This window comes from Acinetobacter venetianus RAG-1 = CIP 110063 (assembly GCF_000368585.1).
Classification (GTDB): Bacteria; Pseudomonadota; Gammaproteobacteria; order Pseudomonadales; family Moraxellaceae; genus Acinetobacter; species Acinetobacter venetianus.
Map to the genome: position 1 here is coordinate 793,585 of NZ_KB849557.1, position 26,034 is coordinate 819,618.

Here is a 26,034-nt window from a genome sequence, read left to right on the forward strand (position 1 = left end):
TGAATCTGTGATCACAACATGATTGTTTAGCTTTATTGCTGTTTGAGCAACTGTTGTATAGTTTGATAACTCGCAGTAATACGTGCTTCATTCGGAAAATTAGTATTAGCGAGCATCACGATCCCGATCTTCTGCTGCGGAATAAAGGCCACATAAGCACCAAAACCGTTGGTCGCTCCTGTTTTATTAAACAAAGTCGCTGCTGAAGCAAGCTTAGGTTGTTTGATTGGTGTAACTGTATGACTTTCCAAAGCCATTTTGCTTGAATTGCCCTGCAATAAAGTCGCTAAACTTACAGGATAAGTATATTGCTCCCATCCCAAACCTTGCGTCATTGCACCAACCTTAAAGTACCCGACATGGGTATTTTCAATCGTTTTACGCATCGGCTGTTTTAATTGTTGAGGGTTCAGTTGAGCGTCTATGAATTTCAACATATCCGCACTGCTACTTTTCACCCCATAGGCTTCTGCATCAAACATTCCAGCGGAGACACGCATTGCCTGATCATTTTTATAACCCCATGCATAATTCTTCATCTGTGACTCTGGAACATGAATGAAACTTTGCTTCAACCCAAGCTCAGGGAACAGTGTTTTTTCAATCAGCTCGGAATATGGCTTTTTCATTGCTAACGCTGTGACATAGCCCATTAAGCCAATACTTGGATTGGAATATTGACGAGCGACGCTAATTTTTGTCTTAGGCTGCCATTTTTGAAAATACTTGACCATATCCTGCTGAGTAACCACCTCATCAGGAAACTGCAATGGAAAGCCACCTGCAGTATAAGTACCGAGATTTAAAATAGTCGCACGATTAACTGCGGTATTGTTTAGCTCAGGAAAATACTTCGCAGGGTGATCTGAAAAAGACAATTTCCCTTGTGCTTGCGCGTATCCAGCTAAAGTAGCATTAAAAGTTTTACTGACGGATCCAAGTTCAAATAGCGTATCATTGCGAACAGGTTGCTGGCTTTGCTTGGATGCAACACCATAATTAACAAAATAATGCTGACCATTCAGCGTGACAGCAACAGCTAAACCCGGAATATTGTATTGTGCTAATAAGGGTTTAAATTGCTGATCAATCACAGCTTTGACTTGCTGCTCTGTCAAGTCTTTTGCCCAAAGCGTTGAGCTAACAGAAAATACGCCAGCAACGATCAGCAATTTTTTCAAATTCATCGAAAGGTGTTTCGGTTTAGTCATTTATCATTTCACTTCTAGTTAATACTTTACTCAGCACTGAGCTTGAGTAATTTTGCTCGAGAACCATCTTCAATCACCCAAATCAAGCCATCTTGAGCTTGATGCAAACCACGAATACGCTGTTTCATATCCAAACGCTGAACTTCACGTACAGGTTTTGATTTAAGATCGACAACAACAATCGATTTAGAGGAAAGACCACCAATCAAAGCTTTATCTTTCCAAAGCGGAAATTGTTTTCCTGAATAAATGATAAGACTCGATGGTGAGATAACGGGAGTCCAATCAATTTCAGGGGCTTTAAATTCTGGGCGGGTGTGATGGTCTGGAATAGGCAATCCTGAATAATGGTCGCCATTTGAAACCACTGGATAGCCATAATTTCCCCCTTTTACGATGCGATTTAATTCATCGCCACCCTTTGGCCCCATTTCTACAACCCAAAGTTGCCCTTGAGCATCAAATGCCATTCCCAGTGGATTACGGTGTCCCAGTGACCAAATCTCAGCAGTGACACCACCTTGTTTTTCAAACGGATTTCCCTTTGCTGGCGTGCCATCATCATTTAAGCGTAAAACTTTTCCTAAATTACTTTCTAAATCCTGAGCAGGATCAAATTTTTGTCGTTCCCCTGAACTCACCCAAAGCTGTGCATCAGGACCAAATTGCATCCGATGTCCATAATGCCCTTGCCCTGAAACTTTTGGGACTTGCTCCCATATGCGCTTTACATCAACCAGTTTGGGCTGTGCAGGATCAGCGAGATCTAATGTTGCACGCGCAATCACAGCGCCATCTCCACTCGCCCCTCGTTCAGCATAACTTAAATAAATCCAATGATTCTTAGCAAAATCAGGATGCAAAATGACATCGCCCAAGCCACCCTGTCCCCCGTAACTTACATTCGGCACGCCTAACACATTGATTGTGGTCTTTGCTTTCGGATCAAATAGTTTTAATCGCCCTTTGCGCTCTGTAATCAATAGACGTTGATCAGGTAGGCTTGTGATTGCCCAAGGTTCATTGAATGCGGTGACGGTCTCAATCTGATAGCTTTGTGCAATCTTGTTATTTTCAGTTTGCTGCGTTGTATTTTGTTCCAAGGTTTTAGAATTACTATTATTTGAACCGCAAGCCAACAATAATAAAAAGCCACTACACAGCACAGGTGCTACTAACAGTTTATTCATTGCTTATCTCCCTATTTGAGTCTTTATCTTAAGGGGTTAAGCAAATAAAAATACTGTAAAAGTGTTGTGCTTATAATTAACAAATAGATGAGTTAAATGGCTCTCAACGAACCCAACGAACGACATAATCCTCGATTTGTTCTTCATCTACTTCGGTTTCAGAGATACAGCGACCCGCAGCTGATTTCTTGGCTTTGATCACGCTCTGACGAGATCCTGTATTGAGATAGTGCCATGAAGGTAAATTTTTTCCTTCACTTAAACGTCGGTATGCGCAACTTGGTGGTAACCACGTAATTGTTTGTAAACGTTCAGGTGTTAGCTGAATACAATCAGGAACCTGTTCCTGACGATTGGCATAATCTGAACAACGTGCAGTCTTACAATCCAACAATTTACAAGATACTTTGGTGTAAGCAACTTCAGCGGTTTCTTCATCCTCTAATTTCACTAAACAGCAGAGCCCACAACCATCACACAACGCTTCCCACTCAGTATTGCTGAGTTGATCGAGTGAATATTTTTTCCAAAAATTTGGGCGTAATTCAGTGGACATAAAAGGCTTTTTTGAGACATCAGAAACAGTTCTAAATTATAGCATTGCTTCGCAATAATCTCCGTTTTTAAATGGCTTATCCGATTAACATTTCTTTAAGGATTGAACACTTCAACCACATAAACACCACATTTTGTTCAAAAAACACACGCTATAGTGGAAACATAATGAAAAAATTAGGAGGGTACAAAATGTTCCGTTGGGCTATTATTTTTGCAGTGATTGCATTAATCGCCAGTTTACTCGGTTTTGGTGGTGTCGCAGGTTTATCCAAAGACTTTGCCGTTATCCTACTTGTTGTTGCTGCTATTTTGGCTGTTGTGGGCTTCCTCTCAAGAGGTAAAGTCTAACGACTTCCGCTTAAAAACATTATAAAAAAGAAGAATCCTCGTATTCTTCTTTTTTATTTTCAGATACCAACAATCCACCATTTATAATTTTGTGGTGTCATCAATTTTTCTTTTTTATGCTTTAATCAATACATTCTAAAAGAACAGATTAGGACTTACATCATGAGCTTCCCGATTACCACACGTGAAATTGAATACACTGCCCCAGATGGTCAACGCTTAATTGGTTACTTTGCTACACCAACGACTGATCAGCCTGTCGCAGGTGTGATTGTTGCACCTGAATGGTGGGGACGTAATGAATACACAGAACAACGTGCTCGTGAGCTTGCTGAGCATGGCTTCGCCGCACTCGCAATTGATATGTATGGCGATAAACGAGTCACCACAGAAGTTCCTCAAGCATCGGCTTGGATGAATCAAACATTTGAACAAGCGGACACCATCGTTAATCGAGCACAAGCAGGTTTAGCAACTTTAGCTGCGCAACCCGAAGTGAATACTGAAAAATTAGCGGCGATTGGTTTTTGCTACGGTGGTAAAGTGGTTCTTGATTTAGCACGTTCAGGTGCTGATATTAAAGCCGTTGTAACGTTCCATGCTGTGTTGGCAGCAAGCGCCCCAGCGGAAAAAGGCAAAGTGAAAGCTGAGATTCTTGTGTTACATGGCGAACTAGACAGCATGGTGACTTTGGACAATGTAGCAAGTTTCCGTCAGGAAATGCACGATGCTGACGTTGATCATGAAGTCGTGATTTTTGAAGATGCAAAACATGGTTTTAGTAATCCGCTTGCGGATGAACGTGCTAAAGCGAATAACGTGGATTTAGGCTATAACGCTGAGGCTGAACGTCAGGGTCTTGAAGCCATGTATGAGTTGTTAGATAAGCATTTAAAATAAAAAGTCGAACTCTAAACTGCACTCAAAAAACCTTGAAAACATTTACTAGGCTACTAGGAAGTCTGAACATTAAAATCTTGTAAATATTACTGGTGCTAAGGCGACATGGATGTCGCCTGTTGGACTGCATTACATGGATGTAATGTCAGTCCAACAAATGCCTTTGGTTACTTTGGGCAAAACCAAAGTAACTTGCCAAAGGCATATCCTGAAACTGGATGAGAATTCCGTAATACTATCACTGCTCACACTTTCATTCCCAAATGCAAATATTTTCGTGCAGAATAGCACCTACTTTTGATGGGTCAAAAGTAACAAAACACCTCTATTTAGCTGATGGTACATCCCTGATACCACAGCTCAATGGGCAGCATCCATGCCGCCTGTGCACCAGCGAATATTAATGAGAATTTAATAACGAATTTGTTTGCATTCACCAACTCGCCTCTCCATTTCCGCTATACTACACTTCTGCTTTTTACTGTTCTGATTCATGTCTGATTTTTCATTTTCTGATGCACTGCTCACATGGTTCGACCAACATGGTCGTCACGACTTACCATGGCAAGTTGCCGACGATCCCTATAAAGTTTGGGTCTCAGAAATCATGCTACAACAGACCCAAGTCAAAACAGTTCTACAATACTTCGACCGCTTTATTGAGCGCTTCCCAACCGTACAAGATTTGGGTAAAGCTAGTTGGGATGACGTTGCCCCCTATTGGGCAGGATTAGGCTATTACGCACGCGCGCGAAATCTACATAAAGCAGCAAGCATCGTTAGCCAACAGGGTCATTTCCCTGAAACTCTAGAACAATGGATCGAACTGCCTGGGATCGGACGTTCTACCGCTGGCGCATTAATGTCGCTGGGGTTACGTCAATATGGTGTGATTATGGATGGTAACGTGAAACGTGTTTTAGCACGCTTCTTTGCCATTGAAGATGACCTCTCTAAACCACAACATGAACGCGCCTTGTGGAATATCGCAGAGGAACTATGCCCACAACAGCGTAACCATGATTATACCCAAGCGATCATGGACTTAGGCGCAACCGTGTGTACCCCGAAAAAACCGCTATGTTTATACTGTCCAATGCAGCAACATTGCCAAGCGTATCAACAAGGTTTAGAACAAGAACTACCATTTAAAAAAGCAAAAAAACCTGTACCCATCAAAACTGCCGATGTATTGCTAATACAATCGGGTGACGAGTGGCTATGGCAACAAAGAGAATCTCATGGACTTTGGGGCGGTTTGTATTGCCTCCCCATCATTGAGCAAGCAACCGAATTACAACAGATTGAACAGCACTTTAAACTACAAGCTCAAGTATCATCATTGCAGATTAGCCATAGCTTCACACACTTTACTTGGTTGCTGAATGAAAAACTGTTCCACGTGGAACACGACCAAAAAGAACAACTCAGTATCGAGTTAAATGGCATATGGTTAAGTCCTGAAAATGCGATTGCCAAAGGCATTCCAACAGCCATGAAAAAGTTGATTACAGCAAAACAGAAGACTTAGAACTCGAACGCTGAATATTAACTGCAAGGAGTTTGCGTGCGACATTCAATTTCTTATACGGTTCTTGGTGTAGTGATGGTTTTATTATCAGCATGCGCCACCGCCCCTAAGAAACCAACACCTTTACCCAATACCCAAGTCAATAAACTTAAAAATATGCGCTTGGATAATCGCCTGCCTGTTCCTGTCAAAGGCGTTAGTCGAAGTCAACTTCGTGATACGTGGGGAGCTGCCCGTAGTCAAGGGCGAAGCCACGAAGGGATTGATATCATGGCAGAGCGTGGCACGAAAGTGTATAGTGCTACCGAAGGTCTCGTTGCGGATTTACGCAATAATAATTTAGGCGGAAAGGTCATTTGGATTCTTGGTCCAGCGGGGACTTGGCATTATTACGCACATCTTGATGGACACAAACGTGGTTTAAGCGTCGGTGACACTGTCCGCAAAGGTGATTTGATTGGGTATGTGGGAAATACAGGTAATGCACGCCACACTGCACCACATTTACACTATGGCATTTATTTAAATGGCAAAGGGCGTGGAGCTGTTAATCCATACCCATATTTACGTTAGGAATCCACAATGTCAGAAGCATTGATTGAACGTCTGGTGACGTTTGCAGAGTCTGGAAATCAACAAAAAATCATCATCAATGGGACTAGCTATCAGGGCTGGATCATGGAAATCACAGAGGATGCATTGTTGATTAGCACTGGCTTTGCAGACAAATCAGGCAAAGACTTTTGGCTTAAATTTACAGACTTAGAATTAGAAACAACTGAACTCTTTTATTGGGATACTCGCCCAAATGAATGGGTACCTTTTACACTTTAAATAATCACTTGCAAATAACAATAAGGAGCTTCAATAAATGACAATTCGACGTTGTGGATGGTGTTCAGATGATCCACTGTATATTGCTTACCATGATGAAGAATGGGGCAAAGCTGAACACGATGAAGCTCGCTTATTTGAAATGCTTTGTCTTGAGGGTCAGCAAGCAGGCTTATCATGGATTACGGTTCTTAAAAAACGTGAAGGCTATCGTTCTCATTTTTTCCAACATCCGATTGAGCAGGTCGCGGCGCTGACCGATGATCAACTTGAATTCAAACTCACAGATGCTGGATTGATTCGCCATTTAGGAAAACTCAAAGCCATTCGTGATAATGCGATTGCTTGGCAAGCATTAAAGCAAGAAGTCGGCAATGTATCCGCTTGGTTATGGAATTTTGTAGATCATCAAGCACTGGATAATGATGTTGAAAATTATCGTGCTGCACCTGCCCAAACTGAGATCAGTCAACTCTTATCTAAAACACTCAAAAAGCGCGGTTTTAAATTTGTCGGGCCAACGACATGCTATGCATTTATGCAAGCGGTTGGGATGGTCAATGACCATGAAAATCACTGTCATTTCAAATAAATTCTCTCTCGATTTTCCTTCCATAGGAGTCTGTCCATGAGTAACAACCAAATACGTGCTTATGCAGCCATGCAAGCTGGTGAGCAACTGGTTCCTTATCAATTCGATGCAGGTGAATTACAAGCCCATCAAGTTGAAGTTAAAGTTGAATATTGTGGTCTTTGCCATTCTGATATTTCTGTGATCAATAATGACTGGCGCTCATCGAGTTATCCAGTGATTGCAGGACACGAAATTATCGGAACGATCGTTGCACTCGGTTCTGAAGCAAAAGGACTGAAATTGGGGCAACGTGTTGGGATTGGATGGACAGCAGAAACCTGCCAAGCTTGTGATCCATGTATCGGTGGCAATCAAGTCTTATGTACAGGCGAAAGTATTGCCACAATCGTCGGACATGCGGGAGGCTTTGCAGATAAAGTCCGTGCAGGCTGGCAGTGGATCATTCCCCTACCTGATGATTTAGATCCAGAAAGTGCAGGTCCTCTTCTCTGTGGTGGCATTACGGTGTTTGATCCTTTGCTCAAACATAAAATCCAAGCGACACATCATGTTGCTGTCATCGGTATCGGTGGCTTAGGTCATATGGCAATTAAACTGCTCAAAGCATGGGGCTGTGAAATTACGGCGTTTAGTTCAAACCCTGATAAAACAGATGAACTCAAGGCGATGGGGGCTGACCATGTGGTCAATAGCCGTGATGCTCAAGCCATCAAAGCACAACGAGGTAAATTCGATTTACTGCTCAGTACGGTCAATGTGACGTTGAACTGGCAGGCATATTTAAGTACCTTAGCGCCGAATGGAACATTACATTTTCTAGGTCTTACATTAGAACCTGTGCCTGTATCGGTCGGTGCATTGATCGATGGCGCAAAGTCTGTCACAGGCTCACCGACTGGTTCTCCTTTGGCACTGCGCCAACTGTTGCAATTTGCTGCGCGACGCAATATCGCACCGCAAATCGAACTTTATCCAATGTCTCAGCTCAATGACGCGATTGAGCGGCTACATTCAGGACAAGCACGTTATCGTATCGTCCTCAAAGCAGATTTTGATTAATGTAAGCTTTTCCGAACCCAATCCGCCAACTGCTGAAGCGCTTGGCGGATTTCTTCTGTTAGAGCATGTCCCGCATTTAAACGCACAAAATGCTGATAACGTTTATCTTCACCAAACACTTCACCAGGCACGATATTAATCCCTTTTGCTTGAGCTAAATAATAGAGTTCTAAGCCTGAAATTGATTTCGGTAACTGTAACCACAGTGCATATCCCCCTTCAGACTGACTCAAGGCAATTGGCAGCCCTTGGAAAGCTTCTAAGATATAGGCTCGATACTGTTCAACCTGCTGCATCAATTTTGGACGTAAGCGCTCCAAATGCTCGCGATAACCACGGCTATAAATAAAATCTGCCAAACCCAATTGCAACGGTGTATTCACACCAACATTATTTGCCATCAACTGTGGACGTAAATGCTGCAACTGTTGTCCTAAACAAAACCATCCAACGCGATAAGCACTGGATAGCGATTTAGACACCGAGCCACACCAAATCACATAGCCTTGTTGATCCCAATAGCGAATCGGCAATGGTCGTTCTTTTTGAAAACTACATTCTCCATAAATATCATCTTCTAAAATAAAGCATTGGTATTTCTCGGCCAGCTGCGCGATATGCTGCTTTTGTTCATTGCTTAGGCAATAACCCAATGGATTTTGGAAATTAGCGGTGAGTAAGCATAATTTCGCAGCCCCCTGTCGCATAAACGATTCCAGTCGCTCAAGATCAATCCCTTGATGATCCGCAGGGATTTCAATAATTTTCCGCTTTAATCCCGCCAACATTTGCAGTTGACCATTAAATGTTGGAGTAGGAATAAGAATACTATCGCCCTCTTTGGTCATTTGCTGAATCAGCAATGAAAGAGCAGGCATACAACCATTGGTAATAAAAATATCCTCAATCGCCACATAAATTCCGTCTTCACGCCAATGATCAGACAGTGCCTGACGCAATTGCATATGTCCTTGCTTATTACAATATAAGAAATCCTCAGGCTGACAATGCTTGAGCGCACGTTGTAAAGAGCGGCGCAAACCATCCACTGGAATCAGATGCGGTGACAACTGAATTGCGCCTAACGGTGTCAAATGGCTTTGTATCGAAGCGGTCTGAATCTGATTTTGCAGGTCTAAATTTGATACTTGTCTCGGCATAGATTCAAAATGGGGACTATCAGGAATAGCACTTTGATATTGTCGAGGGCTAACAAAATAACCCGATTTTGCTTTGACATAAATCAGCCCTTTTGCCTCCAACAACTCATAGCACTGTTGAGCTGTGCTCAAACTAACCTCTTGCTGACGAGCAAATTCTCTTAGAGAACTCAGCTTTTGTTGAGGCTGAAGCTCATGTTGATAAATCTTATGGGCAAGTTGATCTGCCAATCTTTGATATTGAAAACTCATTTCTGTACTGCTTTTTTAGAAATTTCTGTATCTGTATTGGTTTATACAACACCGTTAAGCTATAAAAATCAACTACAGGAGGATAAAGCAATGAAAAATAAAGTCTTATTTATATTATGCAGCCTTGTATTTACTGGATGCCAAATCACTGATCAAAAAACACATCAGCAACAGGAAATATGTAAGACACTTTCTGAAGGGTATCTCAAAACACAAAATCAGCAGACCTATGAGTTTTGGAAATTAGAGCAGATTCCAAACCAAGCTGAGCAAAACACATTAAAGCTGATCTATAAAAAACCAAATGAAAACGGACTGGTTTTAACGGGTTTATTACTGCCAACAGTAGAACTTGAATGCACATTGAAACAACAACATATTGTCGTTTCTGTCGCGCAACCGACAGGGAAAAACCTTCAAGTTTTGGAAGTTATTTTACCTAAGCCAACTAACGACACACCGAGAAACCCTGACTTAGTTGCTCGCTCAGAAACTCAATAAACAAACGCACGCGTTTGGGTAAATGCTCTTGTTGATAATAAACAGCATGGATGCTTTGATAAGAGTGCTCAATTTGATCTTCAAACAGCGCAACTAAACGACCTTCTTGTAGATCTTTCCAAATCTCAAACTCAGATAATCGTGCTATTCCTAAGCCCCGTAAGCACAACTGTCTAACCGTTTCACCGCTTGAGGCTTTTATTTTAGACTTCGCGAAAAAGTACTCACCCTCGACTTTTATTGGCCACTGATTCACCCTAACTGGTCGAGAGAAACCGATCACTTCATGTGTCAAAAGTTCTGAAGCTTGTTGAGGCATTCCTTCACGCGCCAAATAGTCAGGGCTTGCAACGATATATATGCGACTTGTGCACAACAGTTTGGCGTGTAAGCTTGAGTCATGTAACTCACCAAACCGAAATGCGACATCCGTTTTATGCTCCAATAGATCAATCACTTGATCATTGCTATTCAATTCAAGTTCAATATTTGGATAACGCTGTTGAAATGCATGTATCAACGGCGCTATCACATGCAAAATAAAGGGGTTGGCAGAATCGATTCGAATTAGTCCAGCTGTATCTTGATCCGATTTTTGTAGTGCTTCTTCAGCAGCATTGAGATCATTTAATATTTTACGGGCATGATTAAGAAAGTTTTGACCATCCTGTGTCAGTTTCAATTTACGCGTGGTTCTTTCCAACAAAGTCACTTCAAGTTTTGCTTCTAATCGACTCAATGCACGGCTTACCCCAGATGAGGTTTGTTCTAATTTTTCTGCCGCCGCTATAAAAGAACCTGTATCGACAATCGTGATAAACGTCAGTAACTCCTCAATTGTTGATTTCATTCATGCTGTCCATTATTGATATTTAGTCAACTATATTTTGCTAATCCATATATTTTTTAGCAATGATAATCCATGCAAAATTTCGATCATTAGCAAAATATGCTCCGTGGAGCATTTAAAAGATGAGATGAAGAATATGCAAATCCCTCAGTTTGGTTTAGGCACCTATCGTTTAAATGATCAAATCCTCATTAATTCAGTCAAAACTGCGTTAGATGTCGGATATCGCGCTATTGATACAGCACAAATTTATGAAAATGAAGCTGCCGTAGGACAAGCAATCCGTGAAAGTGGCATCGCACGTAAAGACATTTTTTTAACAACGAAAATTTGGATCAATAACTTTTCTGAACAACGCCTCATTCCAAGCTTAAAAGAAAGTTTGCAGAAATTAGGTACCGATGCAGTTGATCTGACCTTGATTCATTGGCCAGCTCCATCGCAAGGAACTGATATCACAGAAGTGATGCAATTATTATTAGAAGCTAAACAACAAGGTTTAACTCAACAGATTGGCATCTCAAACTTCAATATTGCCTTGACCCAACAAGCGATTGATAGCATTGGTGTTGAACATATCGCAACCAATCAAATTGAGCTGAGTCCCTATTTGCAGAACCAGCATTTAGTCGATTATCTACGGGAACAAAATATTGATGTAACGTCCTATATGACCCTTGCTTATGGCAAGGTACTCAATGATCCAACCCTACTGGAAATCGCAGCACAGCACCAAGCGACAAGCGCACAAGTCGCTTTAGCATGGGCCTTACAACAAGGTTATGCCGTGATCCCCTCATCCACTAAACGTGAGAATCTAATCAGCAACTTAAAGGCACAAGACTTAAAACTGAGTGCTGAAGAAATGCAAATGATTGCTCAATTAGAACGTAATGGTCGTGAAATTGACCCTCCTGAACTTGCACCAGTATGGGATAAATGAATATGAAGCAACGCATCAATCTTCCTTTGCTCGCATTAGCTATTGGTGCGTTTGCAATTGGAACTACTGAATTTTCACCTATGGGTTTATTACCGAACATTGCCAATGATCTCGGTGTTTCAATTCCTAGTGCTGGGATGCTGATCACGGGATATGCTTTAGGGGTAATGTTGGGTGCTCCCATCATGACCCTATGGTTTGGTGGTTTTGCGCGTCGTAATGCGCTGATTCTATTGATGGCTATTTTTACCATCGGGAACTTGATTGCTGCCTTCTCACCTAACTACATGAGCTTAATGGGGGCTAGATTGATCACTAGCCTCAATCATGGTGCATTCTTTGGTATTGGTTCAGTTGTTGCTGCTAGTGTCGTTCCTGCCAATAAACAAGCCAGTGCCGTCGCGATGATGTTTATGGGGCTTACGATTGCCAATATTGGTGGAGTGCCTTTGGCAACTTGGGTCGGGCAAAACATTGGCTGGCGAATGTCTTTCCTTGCTATCTCAGCACTCGGTGTGATTACCATGTTCGCACTGTGGAAAGCACTACCCGTTGGCTCTGTAGGCCAAAAACCGAATGTAAAAATGGAACTTCGCGTGCTTACTCGTCTACCTGTGATCTTGGCATTACTTACGACGGTGTTTGGTGCATCGGCAATGTTTACGCTTTACACCTATATCGCACCAAGTTTGGTTGAATTTACGCATGCTTCGCCGACCTTTATTACCATGATGCTCGTGCTCATCGGGATTGGTTTCTCAATTGGTAACCATTTCGGTGGCAAATTTGCTGACCTTTCTATCAATAAAACTTTAATTGGTTTCTTAGGCTTATTAATCGGATTGATGCTCATTTTCCCAATCCTTGCTCAAACACAAGTAGGTGCAGCCCTTGCTTTAGTAATCTGGGGCGCAGCTGCCTTTGCCATCGTACCACCATTACAGATGCGCGTGATGTCGGTGGCACACGAAGCCTCTGGCCTTGCTTCTTCCGTGAATATTGGTGCGTTTAACTTGGGCAATGCCATTGGTGCAGCAGCGGGTGGAGCGGTACTCAGCCTAGGGCTAAGTTATGCCGCAGTGTCGATGATTGGTGCTTTACTCGCAGGGATCGGCTTAATCCTAGTTTTTATTCAGATTAAATTATCTCAACAAGAAAGTACTGATTATCAGCAATGCCCTCAAATTTAACCGAAAAAAATGCCTGATTTTGAATCAGGCATTTTTCTATTTTAAAACATCGGGCAACTTCGGTTGCGCATACAATGGATTATAAATTTCTTTCTTCATCTTCATCAGCATTTGATAGGGTTGCTGTTGCACAAACATATTCACAAAACTCAAAGGAATCGCACCTGCTGGATCAGCATAACCTGTGGTTGTCACCTTGACTTTATTATTGGCAAGTTTTTGGAATGTCCAATCCCCCGCATATTTGGTTAAACGGATAATATCAGGCTGTTCAGGATAATTATTTTGCACAGCATTATTTTTAATACTAATACTGCCATCGGCATTCTTAGTCATTTTCCCCTTAATCACGACATCACGATCTTTCAGAGGAAATGGAAAATCAAGCACCATATAAAGTGTAAACTCACCTTTCTTCTCATCTCGAGAAAGCAGCTGTGCTTTCCCAACATAAGGCACCCATTGTGGTGTCCGTTCAACATCAAGAACCACAGCAACTGCACGCTCTAATGGCACATCAAATGTGGTTTCTGCTTTATATTGAAAAACGGGATTATTTTCAGTCTGGTACGTCCAAACCTTAATATTATTACGATGTAAACTCAGTTTTGGGGCTTCGGCAGCAGTTACGACAAAGCTCGTCAGACTGAGCAGCGTAGCAAGAACAATATGCTTTTTATTCATGTCATGCTCGATTGTTTTAATGATGAAGAGAGCTTGTTTTCACTTAGAACGATCCAGTAAAAAGCTCGACAAGCTCTTTTTATAGTGCAAAAAAGGAACTTTTTATACTTGAATATCGTTAAAGCCTAAAACATCTTTCATATCGTATTTACGAGCTTCACGTCCGACCACCCATGCTGCTGCGCGCACTGCACCCGCAGCGAAGTTCATACGATTCGTCGCTTTATGTGTCACTTCAACGCGCTCGCCTTCACCAATAAACATCACGGTATGTTCACCTACGATGTCACCACCACGAATCGTTTCAAAACCAATGGTTTGACGGTCACGAGGCCCTGTATAACCTTCACGACCATATACAGCGACTTCTTTCAAATTGCGACCAAGTGTATCTGCAATCGCTTCACCCATCATGAATGCCGTACCAGATGGAGCATCTACTTTATGGCGATGATGTGCTTCAATGATTTCAATATCAACTGTATCGCCAAATACTTTCGCTGCGAGTTCCAACAATTTGATCGAAACGTTCACTCCAACTGAATAATTGGCAGCGTACACCACAGGTGTCTGTGTTGCTGTTTCATCAAGGAATGCTTTTTGCTCATCCGACATCCCTGTGGTGCCAATCACCATGGCCACACCCGCTTCACGGCATAACTTTAAGTGCTGTTCAGTTGCAACAGGTGCAGTAAAATCAATCACCACATCACAGTCTTTCAAGACTTCACTCAAACTTCCCACGATCTTGACACCGATGTTGCCAATGCCTGCAAGTTCCCCTGCATCTGCACCCACCAAGCTGCTTTCAGGACGCTCAACTGCTGCCGCAAGCTGATAACCCGCCTGTTGTACGGCTTGAATCAAAATACGCCCCATGCGTCCGCCTGCACCCAAGATCCCAATGCGTGGAGAAGTTGACATAATATTTCCCAGTCTTTTATTTAAACAATCCAGCTACTATAGCAAAACTCTGTCGCTCCGCTAAAAAATTTCCCACAAAAAAACCTGCCGAAGCAGGTTTTTTTGTTGATGCAAATTAATCGAATAAACGATCAAAGAATGATTTTTTCTTTGGAGATGAAACATGTCCATCACCATCAAAAGAAGCTTGTAATTCTTTCAGCAATTCACGTTGGCGGTTATTTAAATTCACTGGTGTTTCTACCACGATACGGCACAATAGGTCGCCGACCATGCTGCTACGTACTGGACGAACACCCTTACCACGCAAGCGGAACAATTTGCCTGTTTGAGTGCCTTCAGGAATTTTCAAGCTCACACGCCCTTCTAGGGTCGGGATTTCAATTTCTTTTCCTAATGCAGCATCGGCAATGCTCACAGGAACATCCATATATAAATCAGCGCCATCACGTTGGAAGATTTCGTGTTCACGAACAACAACTTCTACGTATAAATCACCTGATTGACCATCACGAATCGCTTCACCTTTGCCCGTTAAACGTACGCGATCACCATTATCTACACCTGCAGGAATAGTAACTTCAAGCGTTTGCTGACGGTCTGATACACCAGATCCATGACATGTATTACAAGGATTTTTAATAATCTTGCCCTGACCACGACAGGTACTACACGTCTGCTGAACAGAGAAGAAACCTTGTTGCATGCGCACTTGGCCAGCACCGTGACAAGTACGGCAAGTTTCTACATCATTTGGATTTTTAGATCCTTTACCATCACAGGTTTCACATGGCGCTGGCGCAGTGAAAGTAATGGTTTTTTTCACGCCTTTGACTGCTTCTTCAAGCGTCAATTCCATCACGTAACGAAGGTCTGAGCCACGGCGCTGACGTTGTTGCTGACGACCACCGCCACCAAACGCACCACCAAAGATATCACCGAACTGGCTGAAAATATCTTCAGCGCTAAAACCGCCACCGAAGCCACCACTGCCAAAGCCACCTTCAAAAGCACTATGACCCGCACGGTCATACATACTACGCTTTTCACTATCTGAAAGAACTTCGTACGCTTCAGACGCTTCTTTAAACTTGTCTTCAGCTTCAGCGTTGTCAGGATTGCGGTCAGGGTGATACTTCATCGCCAACTTACGATAGGCTTTTTTGATCTCATCATCACCTGCGGTTTTCGATACGCCTAAAACCTCATAATAATCACGTTTAGCCATGGTTGGCGATGCTCCTCACGGAATTTATTAAATCTATACAAACAAATAAGCTCTGCTGACTTTTTATTTCTAAAGTCAACAGAGCCTTAATAGGGGCTGTATGATAAATTTACAAGGTCTATCGCAATAAAAAAGCAATAAATTTAAAAAACTGCTTTATTTTTAAAGTATTTAGCAATACCTTGAATCCAAGCATTCAATAAAAATAACCATGCAATTGAACTAAATACCACACCAGCAACCGTCATTGCGGTCACCCAAGTTGCGCTATCCCATGCAAAAAAGAATAGAGGAATAAACCAAAGGGCGGCAAAAAATGCCATCAAGATAAATAGCAGCACATTACGCATAATCCAGAGTGCATGCGCATGTATCCATACCTCTGCATTATCCACAATCGCAACTTTGCGTGCTAACAGGTATGCAAACGCTGCAAACACTATTGTAAATAATGCAAGAAACATGAACACGTAAGAAATCGCCACATAGCGGCGATGCTGCTCAATATTGTCTTGCCCCATGCTCTATATCACCTCATCCAGTGCATTTTGCCAAATTTGTCATGCAATGAAATTCAATTATTTTTTGGTCTTTAAATATAGGTGCTACTATATTGAAATTTTCAATATTTCGCACCTTTATTCACAAAATAATTACGATAGATATGTTGTTTTTTTCACCTTAAACCAAGCGGCATAGAGCGCAGGCAAGAAAAATAAGGTTAATAAGGTCGCAACAATCAATCCGCCCATAATTGCAACAGCCATTGGACCAAAGAAAATACTGCGTGATAACGGAATCATTGCCAAAACAGCAGCCAATGCAGTAAGAACAATTGGACGGAATCGGCGCATGGTTGCATCAATCACCGCATCCCAAGGCGCTTGCCCAGCATGTATATCTTGTTCGATCTGATCGATGAGAATCAGCGAGTTCCGCATAATCATGCCAGACAAGGCAATCGTTCCAAGCATTGCGACGAAACCAAAGGGTTTATTGAATAATAACAAAAACGCCACGACACCAATTAAGCCAAGTGGTGCTGTCAGCAACACGATGGTTGCACGCGACATACTACGCAATTGGATCATCAATAAAGTCATCACCACCGCAAGGAATAAAGGCATCCCCGCATTGACTGAACTTTGTCCTTTCGCCGATTCCTCTACCGTACCGCCAACTTCGAGTAGATAACCATTCGGTAAGTCAGTTCGTAAAGCCTGCATTTGATCAGCCAACTGTTGAACAACCGTTGCAGGTTGTAAATGCGTACGAATATCTGCTCGGACAGTAATCGTTGGCAAGCGGTTACGATGCCAAATTAAGCCTTCTTCAAAACGTGATTCAATTTTCGCGATTTGCGCTAATGGAACTGTCGTGCCTTGAGTCGTTGGAACAGCTAAACTGGCTAGAGAAGCAACTTCAGCACGTTCCGTTTTATCACCACGTAGACGAATTTCAATCAACTCACGTTTTTCACGGTATTGATTCATCACCGTACCCGTAACCGAGGCATTTAAGAAATTTGCCAAATCAGCGCTAGAAACACCCATCTGACGCGCACGATCTTGATCTATCTCAATCGCAATAATCTTACTTGGTTCACCCCAATCCAAATGTACATTGGTGGTGTTTGGATCTTCACTCAATACTTTGGCCACTTTTTGTGCCCATTGACGTACTGTCGCTAAATCCTCACCCGAAACCCGATACTGCAATGGATAACCGACAGGTGGGCCATTTTCGAGTAATGACACACGCGTGCGCACTTGTGGCAAGAGCTGCTTAATTTGCATTTCTAAAGAACGTCGAATTTCATCACGATCATCTAAAGAAGATGCCAATACTACAAACTGAGCAAAACTCGCCTGCGGTAACTGTTGATCCAACGGTAAGTAGAACCGTGGTGAACCTGTCCCTACATAAGCTACATAGTTATCAATCCCTTTCTGCTTAGAGAGGAATTTTTCGACTTTATGTACGGCTTGCTCGGTTGCCGTCAACGATGCGCCTTCCTCTAGTTTCAAGTCCACTAAAATTTCGGCACGGTTGGATGGTGGGAAAAATTGCTGCGGTACAAACTTAAACATTGCGACAGAAAAGATGAAGATTCCAACCGTCACTGCAATCACCGTCTTACGATAAGTGATACAAACTTCAACCACACGGCGGAACGATTGATAAAACTTCGATTGATAAGGGTCATGGTGTTGGCCATGTGCCTCAACCACAGGCGCAGGCTGCTTACGTAATTTCGCCCATAGACGTAAATACCATGCGGCTTGTTGCTGTTGTTTGGTGAAGTCAGGCAACAGCTTTTCACCAAGGTAGGGAACAAACAAAACTGCAGCAATCCACGATACGATCAGCGCAATCGTCACCACTTGGAAAATAGAACGGGTATATTCTCCCGTTCCAGATTGCGCAGTCGCGATAGGTAAGAAACCCGCTGCGGTAATCAGTGTTCCTGTCAGCATTGGGAAAGCCGTCGTTTGCCACGCAAAACCAGCAGCTTTAAGCCTGCTATAGCCCTGCTCCATTTTGATTGCCATCATCTCAACTGCGATAATGGCATCATCGACCAGCAGACCCAATGCGAGAATCAAAGCGCCTAAAGAAATTTTATGTAGTCCGACATCAAATAAATTCATGCCTGCAAAGGTCATCGCAAGCACCAGTGGAATGGATAGCGCCACCACTAAGCCTGTACGGAAACCCAGTGAGAAGAAACTCACTAACAGCACGATAATGACTGCTTCAGCCAATACCTTTAAAAACTCATGAATACTACGTTGTACCGCGACGGGCTGATCAGAAACTTTTTGCAGCTTCATACCTAAAGGTAAAGTCTTTTGCAATTGGGTAAATTCAGTTTCGAGATTTTTACCCAAAGCAATAATGTCACCGCCTTTACGCATCGATACCGCAATACCAATCCCGTTCTCGCCCATAAAACGCATACGTGGTTGTGCAGGTTCACTAAAGCCGCGATAAATCTCAGCGACATCCCCCAACTGAATGGTTTTATCACCCACCAACAATGGCAGTTTTTTCAGGTCATCAACACTGTGTAAATGCCCACTGACACGAATTTGGATACGATCTGTACCTGTTTCAAAGAAACCCGCAGATGCCATATCATTTTGCTTTTGAATCGCTTCTTGAATGGCAGTGACAGGCACACCGAGCTGAACCGCTTTGGTGTTGGAAAGTTCAATCCAGATTTTTTGATCTTGTAAGCCAACGAGATTGACCTTGCTCACGTCTTTAACACGCTGCAATTGCAGTTGTAGACGATCGGCATATTCTTTCATTACTGCATAGTCAAAATCCTTGCCCGTGAGGACATAGATATTGCCGAAGGTATCGCCAAATTCGTCATTGAAAAATGGACCTTGTACACCACTCGGTAACTGATGACGAATGTCATTGACCTTCTTACGGACGTTGTACCAAACATCAGGAATTTTGCTTGATGGTAGCGAATCCTTAGCAACGAAAGTAACCAAAGACTCGCCAGGGCGAGAGTACGCCATGATGCGGTCATACTGGCCCGTGGTCATCAATTCTTTTTCGATGCGATCAGTCACCAGTGTGGAAACTTCTTTCGCAGTTGCACCCGGCCAATAGGTTTGGACAACCATCACTTTAAAGGTAAATGGTGGATCTTCACTTTGTGAGAGTTTCGAATAGGACATGATCCCTACAATGCCAAGTAACAGCATAAAATAGAGAATAATGCCCTTATTCTTAAGTGCCCATTCTGAAAGGTTAAATTTCATGTTTAACCTCCCGTTTTGACTGTGACTTCACGATTATCACGATCTACAGGATGAATCTTTTGCTGATCGCGAAGTAAATGTACCCCACCGACCACAACCCAATCATTTGCTTTTAAACCTGAAATGATCGGCACACTATCACGTCCATATGCCCCCAAGTTCACAGCCACTTTACGTAAGGTGTTATTCGCATTCACAACCCATACATAAGCATCTTGACCATTGGCAGTGACGCTAGACAAAGGCACGCTCAGTACGTTGTTTTGTTGCGTGACAAAGAAGACGCGAGCGCTCTGCCCCAGCTGAATCGAAGACTGCCCTTCCAACAATGAGACTTTCACCGTAAACGTTCTGGACTGGTCAGCTGCGGGTGAAACCTCACGAACTTTGGCAGCAAAACGTGCTTCAGGTTGTGACCATAGCGTGACCCAAACTGACTGACCGACTTTAATTTGGCTGACTGCTTGTTCAGGCACACCAAATACCACCTCACGCTCACCATCAATTGCAAGTTGATACGCTGGCTGTCCAGCAGAGACGACTTGTCCAATTTCAATTTGCCGTTGAGTAATCACACCATTTTTATTAGAAACAAGTTGGTTATAACCTGTTTGGTTTGAAGACACCTCATAATTCGAGCGCGCTTGTTGTAAGGTTGCTTGAGCTGATTCGTACTGATTTTTGATCGCATCAAATTGCGAACGGCTCACCGCATTGACTGGAAGTAATTGCTGATAACGTTGATATTCCTGCGCTGCAATTTTTGCTGCGGCTTGCGCACTATCTAGTTGCGCTTTTGCAGCATTCATTTGCAGTTGTGCATCTTTAACATCTAACTTTGCCAAGACTTGCCCAACTTTAACGCGATCACCCACATCAACATAACGTTCCGTAATTTGTCCCCCGACACGGAATGCCAAAGCCGTTTCTTGCCTCGCCTGCACATCGCCAGCATAGCTCTTTTGATCAACATGCGTGCTACTCGGTTGCGTCACCATGACATACGGAATTTCCTCAGTCTTGGGAACCTCTTTTTGGCATGCGGATAAAGTGACACTGCTGAGTACGAGCAACCCCACAATTACATGATTTAGCAGATTCATCTCTTTTTCGCTCTTATTCAGATTGATTTTTTAAGGCACAATATGCATATCATGATAAATTGTTTATTTTTTAATTAATATACCCATGAGTACATTAATTAAAAAATAAAGTTATTTAATTGATTTTTAATTTAATTAAAAGAGAATGACAGCGTGCAAAACAACAGTGGTCGCCCAAAAGATTTAGAGAAAAGAGCCAAAATCTTACAGGCTGCAAAATCTATTTTTTTGAAAATGGGTTACCACGCCACCAATATGAATCAAATTGCCAAAGACGCAGGCGTGACTAAACTGACGGTGTACAACCACTTTCAAGACAAAGCCAATCTGTTTATTTGTGCGATTGAAGAAAGTTGTGAAGAATCCATTTGTGCCAAAGAAATTGTCCTCACCGAGGAAAGTAACTTCGAACAAGCGCTGTATGTGATGTGTCACCGTGCACTTAGTATTATTTATCTTCCTGAAGCGCTGAAACTTGATCGTGTGCTGTTTGAACTCGCCGCGGAACAGAGTCCGCTGACCCAACAGTTTTTTGATGCATCACATACACGGATGAGTAATGTTTGGTGTGATTTTTTCCGACAAGCCATCCACTTGAACTTTATCAAAGCCGATGACCCACTTAAACAAACAGAAATGATTGTGTCCTTGATGCTAGGCTTACGTCACTACCGTGTATTGTTAGGTTTAGATACGGTACCAACCGCAATTGAAATCGATCAGATGATTCAACAAGCAGTTGAGCTATTTTTGCTTAAATATCAAACTAAAATTTAAATAAATTTCACATTTATTTACGTTCTCCACTTGGAATGTCTCTCAATCGCGCTATAGTCAAATGAGAACATCAGGAGAAATAGAATGATTCAGCAAATCACGGCTCCATTACGTGAAGATGTCCGCTTATTGGGCAATTTACTTGGTGAAACCTTAAAGCAACATGCTGGGCAAGATTTGTTTAATCAAGTTGAGCAAATCCGTGCACTCGCCAAAGGCGCACGAGACGGTCAAATCGAAGCAGAAAAACAATTAGAACAACTTTTCCTTGGCTTAAAAGATGAAGAGATTTTGCCCCTCACCCGTGCTTTCTCTCATTTTCTCAACTTCGCCAATATTGCAGAGCAATATAATGTGGTTCGTGGTCGTCGTCAGGCTGAGTTTGATGAACAAGCACCAAGCCCGAATCCATTACCGCATTTATTTGAAAAATTCAAAACCCAACAAATCAATGAACAACAACTGTTCCAACAGCTCTGTGATCTCAAAATTGAGCTAGTGCTCACCGCGCACCCAACCGAAGTCAGTCGCCGTACCTTAATTCAAAAATATGATGATATTACCGATTGCCTGTCTCAGCTTGATCAGCAAAAGTTGACACCCCGTGAGCGCCAACAAACGCTTGCGACATTGAAGCAATTGATTAGTTCGGCATGGCAAACAGATGAAATTCGCCAACATCGCCCAACGCCAGTAGATGAAGCTAAATGGGGTTTTGCAACCATTGAACAGACCTTATGGAATGCAGTTCCCAAATTCGTTCGTGAACTCAATGAGCTCACACAACAACATTGTGAGCAAAACTTACCGTTGACAGTTGCACCGATTCGCTTTGCTTCTTGGATGGGTGGTGATCGTGACGGTAATCCAAATGTTACTCATAAAATAACGCAAGAAGTATTATGGCTATCCCGTTGGCAAGCAGCGGACTTATATTTACGTGATATTGAAAACTTACGCTGGGAACTGTCGATTCAGCATTGTTCTGATGAACTCGCGCAAGCACTGGGTGAGCCACACCCTGAACCGTATCGTGAATATTTGCGTGAAACACGTGAACGTTTAAAAGCAACTCGTTATTGCTTAGGGCAACGTTTACAAGGTTTAGAAGCAGATGATCGAAATATCATTCGTCATAAGGATGAATTGCTACAACCATTATTGCTGTGCTATCGCTCTTTGGTTGACAGTAATTTAGCCGAAATTGCCAATGGTCAATTGTTAGATTTCATCTATCGGGTGAATTGTTTTGGAATCGAGCTACTCAAACTCGATATTCGTCAGGAATCTGGACGACATCGCCAAGCCATTTCAGCGATTACGGAATATTTAGGTCTCGGCAATTTCGAATCTTGGACTGAGCAAGCGCGTCAAAATTTCTTGATCCAAGAATTACAAAGTAAGCGTCCACTGCTGCCAAAATATTTAAATGAGCCTGAAGGTAGCCTGATTCAGCATCCTGATGTATTGGAAGTATTTGCAACAATGCGAACTTTAGCGGAACAACCGCCTGAAAGTTTGGGTGCATATATCATTTCTATGGCTGAATATCCAAGTGATGTCCTTGCTGTTTTGTTATTGCAAAAAGAAGCAGGGATTCAGCAACCATTACGTGTGGTTCCACTTTTTGAAACGCTTAAAGATTTAGACGGCGCAGCAAAAACCATGGATACGCTGTTTAGTATGCATTGGTATAAGCAACATATTGATGCCAAACACGAAGTCATGATTGGTTACTCGGACTCAGCCAAAGATGCAGGCTTTATGTCAGCAAACTGGGCACAGTATCGTGCGCAGGAAGAACTCACTGCGATCGCTCAAAAGCATGGTGTACAACTGACATTATTCCATGGTCGTGGCGGTTCGATTAGTCGCGGTGGCGCGCCGACACAACAAGCTTTGTTCTCTCAACCACCAGGATCGATTTCAGGTGCAATTCGTGTCACTGAACAAGGTGAAATGATTCGATTTAAATTCGGACTAGAAGGCATTGCCTTACAGAACTTAGAGATCTATACCGCGGCAACATTAGAAGCGACACTCTTGCCGCCGCCTGTACCAAAACAAGAATGGCGTGCATTGATGAATCAAATGACCGATTTATCAGTAAAAGTCTATCGTCAAACCGTTCGTGAAAACCCTCATTTTGTGAGTTATCTGCGTACAGTCACGCCTGAGCTTGAGCTGCAAATGCTTCCGCTCGGCTCACGTCCTGCCAAACGTAAAGTCAGTGGTGGTATTGAGTCACTGCGCGCCATCCCTTGGGTGTTTGCATGGACACAAATTCGTCTTATGCTCCCTGCTTGGCTTGGAACAGGGACGGCGATTAATCAAGTCCATGAGCAGCACAAAAACACACTGGATGAGATGTTAGAACAATGGCCTTATTTCCAAACCCTGATCGACATGCTGGAAATGGTGTTGTCTAAATCAGATGCGGATATTGCGCTGTATTACGAGTCACACCTCACCCAAGACCAGGACTTAAAACTGCTTGGCGTTGAACTACGCCAACGTCTACAAAATGCCGTAGATACCTTGTTGAGTCTCAAAGGTGAATCTAAGCTACTCAGTAATAATGAGGTACTTGATCAATCGATGCAAGTGCGCAAACCTTATCTGTTGCCATTACATCTATTACAGGCAGAATTGATGAAGCGTCGTCGTTTGTATTTAAGTACTCATCAATCTGAACACACCCCTATTGATCATGCACTTATGGTCAGTATTGCAGGGATTGCAGCAGGTTTACGTAATACGGGCTAAATACTCTTTGAATGAGTTATCAGCGGATAATGATGTCTGCTGATAATTCGATTGGCAAAATATTCCACTTTTATAAAAATTTTTAGAATTTTTTTAAAATTTATTTTCTCAAGTTGTTATTTCACTTTTCATATGATCGAAGCAAAATAAATAATAAATCCGATAAGTTATTTTAATGCTTATTTTACCAAAAGGTAAAAATTATCAACTTCAAAGCCTTAGCACTCAATATTCTCAGACGAGGATAGGTGAAAGCGCGATTTAAGACAGAGTATGATACGCGCTGATATCACATAATGAGTCTCATCTATGTCAAATTGGTTTCCAAAATGGCAGCCGTATCAGGGAAAGATTGATCATCGTCCTGTTGCGACAAATGAATATTTACCGCCCTTACAAAGCGCGGTGCTCGGGGTTCAACACGCATTCGCAATGTTTGGAGCAACTGTTCTTGCACCATTGTTGATGGGATTTAGCCCCAACCTTGCGATCCTCATGTCAGGGATCTGTACCATTATTTTCTTCCTCATCACTGGTGGACGCGTTCCAAGTTACTTAGGATCAAGTTTTGCCTTTATTGGTGTTGTGGCAGCCGCAACAGGTCATGTCACAGGCTCAGGTGCGAATCCAAATTTAGCCATCGCCTTAGGTGGTATTGTTGCCTGCGGTATTTTTTATGCGTTGATTGGCTTTGCTGTGATGCTCACAGGAACACGCTGGATCGAAAAATTGATGCCACCTGTGGTTACAGGTGCGATCGTGATGATTATTGGTCTCAACCTTGCTCCTGTCACGATTAAAGGTGTTGCAGGTCAACCTTTTGAAATGTGGATGGCACTGATCACTGTACTCAGTATGGGCATTATCGCAGTCTTTACCAAAGGTTTATTGCAGCGTTTATTGCTTCTCGTTGGATTATTGATTGCTTATGCGATCTATGCAATTGCAACCAATATTCTGGGGTATGGCAAGCCGATTGATTTCTCCCAAATCGCTGCTGCGCCTTGGTTTGGTATTCCAACGTTCTCGCATCCGAAATTTGATTTAAACGCGATTTTGATTATTGCGCCAGTTGCCTTGATTTTAGTCGCTGAAAACCTTGGTCATATCAAAGCAGTCGGTGCAATGACAGGTGAAAACTTAACCCCACAGTTGGGTAAAGCCTTTGTTGCAGATGGTCTCGCAACCACATTATCAGGCAGTGTCGGAGCACCCGGCATGACCACTTATGGCGAGAATATTGGTGTCATGGCTGTGACGCGTGTCTATTCGACGATTATCTTTGTGATTGCAGGTGTTTTTGCGATTTTTCTAGGTCTTTCACCAAAATTTGGCGCAGTGATTAGCATCATCCCAACGGCGGTACTGACAGGTGCTTCTATCGTCGTCTTTGGTTTAATTACCATTGCTGGCGCAAAAATCTGGATCGAAAATAAAGTCGATTTCTCTAATAATAAAAATCTGATCATCGCTTCTGTCACCATTATTTTAGGTGCAGGTAACTTCGAACTGCTCTTTGGTAACTTCAATTTAGGTGGGATCGGAACCGCAACTTTTGCTGCGATTTTCCTGAACTTATTGTTTAGCCTAAAAGATAAAAACTAGAAAACCAAGGCAGCGTAAGCTGCCTTTTTTATGCAATGTAGAA

General features: G+C 42.6%; 24 protein-coding genes. 13 read left to right on the forward strand and 11 right to left on the reverse strand.

The features are described from left to right. Nucleotides 1-32: 32 nt before the first annotated feature. From blaAVDC to F959_RS05290, 3 genes are all read right to left on the reverse strand, one after another. Nucleotides 33-1,211 (reverse strand): AVDC family class C beta-lactamase, encoded by a 1,179-nt coding sequence (blaAVDC, locus tag F959_RS05280; protein ID WP_004878176.1) that lies wholly within the window; start codon nt 1,209-1,211, stop codon nt 33-35. A gap of 26 nt (nt 1,212-1,237) precedes the next feature. Further along, complete coding sequence (locus F959_RS05285) at nt 1,238-2,401, reverse strand: PQQ-dependent sugar dehydrogenase (RefSeq protein ID WP_004878178.1); 1,164 nt, start codon at nt 2,399-2,401, stop codon at nt 1,238-1,240. A 103-nt stretch (nt 2,402-2,504) separates the two neighbouring features. Then, a complete protein-coding gene (locus F959_RS05290) occupies nt 2,505-2,957 on the reverse strand; it encodes a YcgN family cysteine cluster protein (protein WP_004878180.1) in 453 nt (150 codons plus the stop codon). A 191-nt stretch (nt 2,958-3,148) separates the two neighbouring features. On the opposite strand from F959_RS05290, the gene F959_RS16435 reads away from it, so the two are divergent. The 7 genes from F959_RS16435 (at nt 3,149) to ahr (ending at nt 8,226) form a co-directional block, all read left to right on the forward strand. Beyond that, nucleotides 3,149-3,307: a DUF1328 domain-containing protein gene (locus F959_RS16435; RefSeq protein WP_004878181.1), complete on the forward strand. Its 159-nt coding sequence runs from the start codon at nt 3,149-3,151 to the stop codon at nt 3,305-3,307. Between the two features lie 162 nt (nt 3,308-3,469). Then, nucleotides 3,470-4,207 (forward strand): dienelactone hydrolase family protein, encoded by a 738-nt coding sequence (locus tag F959_RS05300; RefSeq protein ID WP_004878182.1) that lies wholly within the window; start codon nt 3,470-3,472, stop codon nt 4,205-4,207. Nucleotides 4,208-4,700: 493 nt separating this feature from the next. Then, the gene (gene mutY, locus F959_RS05305; RefSeq protein WP_004878183.1) at nt 4,701-5,738 is read left to right on the forward strand and encodes an A/G-specific adenine glycosylase; all 1,038 of its coding nucleotides are present in this window, start codon (nt 4,701-4,703) and stop codon (nt 5,736-5,738) included. Nucleotides 5,739-5,813: 75 nt separating this feature from the next. Continuing rightward, the gene (locus tag F959_RS05310; RefSeq protein WP_373278697.1) at nt 5,814-6,311 is read left to right on the forward strand and encodes a M23 family metallopeptidase; all 498 of its coding nucleotides are present in this window, start codon (nt 5,814-5,816) and stop codon (nt 6,309-6,311) included. A 9-nt stretch (nt 6,312-6,320) separates the two neighbouring features. Then, entirely contained in the window at nt 6,321-6,572 is a 252-nt protein-coding gene (locus F959_RS05315; RefSeq protein WP_004878185.1) for a hypothetical protein, read from the forward strand. A gap of 37 nt (nt 6,573-6,609) precedes the next feature. Further along, nucleotides 6,610-7,164, forward strand: a complete 555-nt coding sequence (locus F959_RS05320; RefSeq protein WP_004878188.1) for a DNA-3-methyladenine glycosylase I — start codon at nt 6,610-6,612, stop codon at nt 7,162-7,164. A 36-nt stretch (nt 7,165-7,200) separates the two neighbouring features. Continuing rightward, complete coding sequence (gene ahr, locus F959_RS05325) at nt 7,201-8,226, forward strand: NADPH-dependent aldehyde reductase Ahr (protein WP_004878190.1); 1,026 nt, start codon at nt 7,201-7,203, stop codon at nt 8,224-8,226. Here the strand turns inward: ahr and F959_RS05330 are convergent. Then, nucleotides 8,223-9,638 carry an aminotransferase-like domain-containing protein gene (locus F959_RS05330; protein ID WP_004878192.1) on the reverse strand — a complete coding sequence of 472 codons (1,416 nt, stop codon included), beginning with the start codon at nt 9,636-9,638 and terminating at the stop codon, nt 8,223-8,225. The two genes, ahr and F959_RS05330, sit on opposite strands and share 4 nt — an antisense overlap. Nucleotides 9,639-9,728: 90 nt before the next feature. Between F959_RS05330 and F959_RS05335 the strand changes: the two genes are divergently transcribed. Continuing rightward, entirely contained in the window at nt 9,729-10,139 is a 411-nt protein-coding gene (locus F959_RS05335; RefSeq protein ID WP_004878193.1) for a hypothetical protein, read from the forward strand. On the opposite strand, the gene F959_RS05340 is transcribed toward F959_RS05335, so the two are convergent. Continuing rightward, the gene (locus F959_RS05340) at nt 10,087-10,989 is read right to left on the reverse strand and encodes a LysR family transcriptional regulator (RefSeq protein WP_004878194.1); all 903 of its coding nucleotides are present in this window, start codon (nt 10,987-10,989) and stop codon (nt 10,087-10,089) included. The genes F959_RS05335 and F959_RS05340 overlap by 53 nt on opposite strands. 136 nt (nt 10,990-11,125) lie before the next feature. On the opposite strand from F959_RS05340, the gene dkgB reads away from it, so the two are divergent. Both dkgB and F959_RS05350 read left to right on the forward strand, forming a co-directional pair. Next, a complete protein-coding gene (gene dkgB, locus F959_RS05345) occupies nt 11,126-11,932 on the forward strand; it encodes a 2,5-didehydrogluconate reductase DkgB (RefSeq protein WP_004878196.1) in 807 nt (268 codons plus the stop codon). Nucleotides 11,933-11,934: 2 nt separating this feature from the next. After that, nucleotides 11,935-13,122: an MFS transporter gene (locus F959_RS05350; protein ID WP_004878197.1), complete on the forward strand. Its 1,188-nt coding sequence runs from the start codon at nt 11,935-11,937 to the stop codon at nt 13,120-13,122. A gap of 36 nt (nt 13,123-13,158) precedes the next feature. On the opposite strand, the gene F959_RS05355 is transcribed toward F959_RS05350, so the two are convergent. The 6 genes from F959_RS05355 to F959_RS05380 all read right to left on the reverse strand — a co-directional run bounded on the left by F959_RS05355 (nt 13,159) and on the right by F959_RS05380 (nt 20,843). Next, the gene (locus F959_RS05355; protein ID WP_004878199.1) at nt 13,159-13,806 is read right to left on the reverse strand and encodes an START domain-containing protein; all 648 of its coding nucleotides are present in this window, start codon (nt 13,804-13,806) and stop codon (nt 13,159-13,161) included. A 102-nt stretch (nt 13,807-13,908) separates the two neighbouring features. Next, nucleotides 13,909-14,730 carry a 4-hydroxy-tetrahydrodipicolinate reductase gene (dapB, locus tag F959_RS05360; protein ID WP_004878202.1) on the reverse strand — a complete coding sequence of 274 codons (822 nt, stop codon included), beginning with the start codon at nt 14,728-14,730 and terminating at the stop codon, nt 13,909-13,911. 115 nt (nt 14,731-14,845) lie between these two features. Next, nucleotides 14,846-15,958: a molecular chaperone DnaJ gene (gene dnaJ / locus F959_RS05365; protein ID WP_004878204.1), complete on the reverse strand. Its 1,113-nt coding sequence runs from the start codon at nt 15,956-15,958 to the stop codon at nt 14,846-14,848. 143 nt (nt 15,959-16,101) lie between these two features. Further along, entirely contained in the window at nt 16,102-16,479 is a 378-nt protein-coding gene (locus F959_RS05370) for a hypothetical protein (protein WP_004878205.1), read from the reverse strand. Between the two features lie 132 nt (nt 16,480-16,611). Then, nucleotides 16,612-19,740 (reverse strand): efflux RND transporter permease subunit, encoded by a 3,129-nt coding sequence (locus F959_RS05375; RefSeq protein WP_004878206.1) that lies wholly within the window; start codon nt 19,738-19,740, stop codon nt 16,612-16,614. A 2-nt stretch (nt 19,741-19,742) separates the two neighbouring features. Then, a complete protein-coding gene (locus tag F959_RS05380) occupies nt 19,743-20,843 on the reverse strand; it encodes an efflux RND transporter periplasmic adaptor subunit (RefSeq protein ID WP_004878207.1) in 1,101 nt (366 codons plus the stop codon). A 153-nt stretch (nt 20,844-20,996) separates the two neighbouring features. Here F959_RS05380 and F959_RS05385 point away from each other — a divergent pair, with 153 nt between their 5' ends. From F959_RS05385 to F959_RS05395, 3 genes are all read left to right on the forward strand, one after another. Then, nucleotides 20,997-21,620, forward strand: coding sequence for a TetR/AcrR family transcriptional regulator (locus tag F959_RS05385; RefSeq protein WP_004878208.1), 624 nt, complete (start codon nt 20,997-20,999; stop codon nt 21,618-21,620). Between the two features lie 84 nt (nt 21,621-21,704). Then, nucleotides 21,705-24,386, forward strand: coding sequence for a phosphoenolpyruvate carboxylase (gene ppc / locus F959_RS05390; protein ID WP_004878209.1), 2,682 nt, complete (start codon nt 21,705-21,707; stop codon nt 24,384-24,386). Nucleotides 24,387-24,695: 309 nt separating this feature from the next. Then, nucleotides 24,696-25,991, forward strand: coding sequence for a solute carrier family 23 protein (locus tag F959_RS05395; RefSeq protein WP_004878210.1), 1,296 nt, complete (start codon nt 24,696-24,698; stop codon nt 25,989-25,991). Nucleotides 25,992-26,034: the final 43 nt, after the last annotated feature.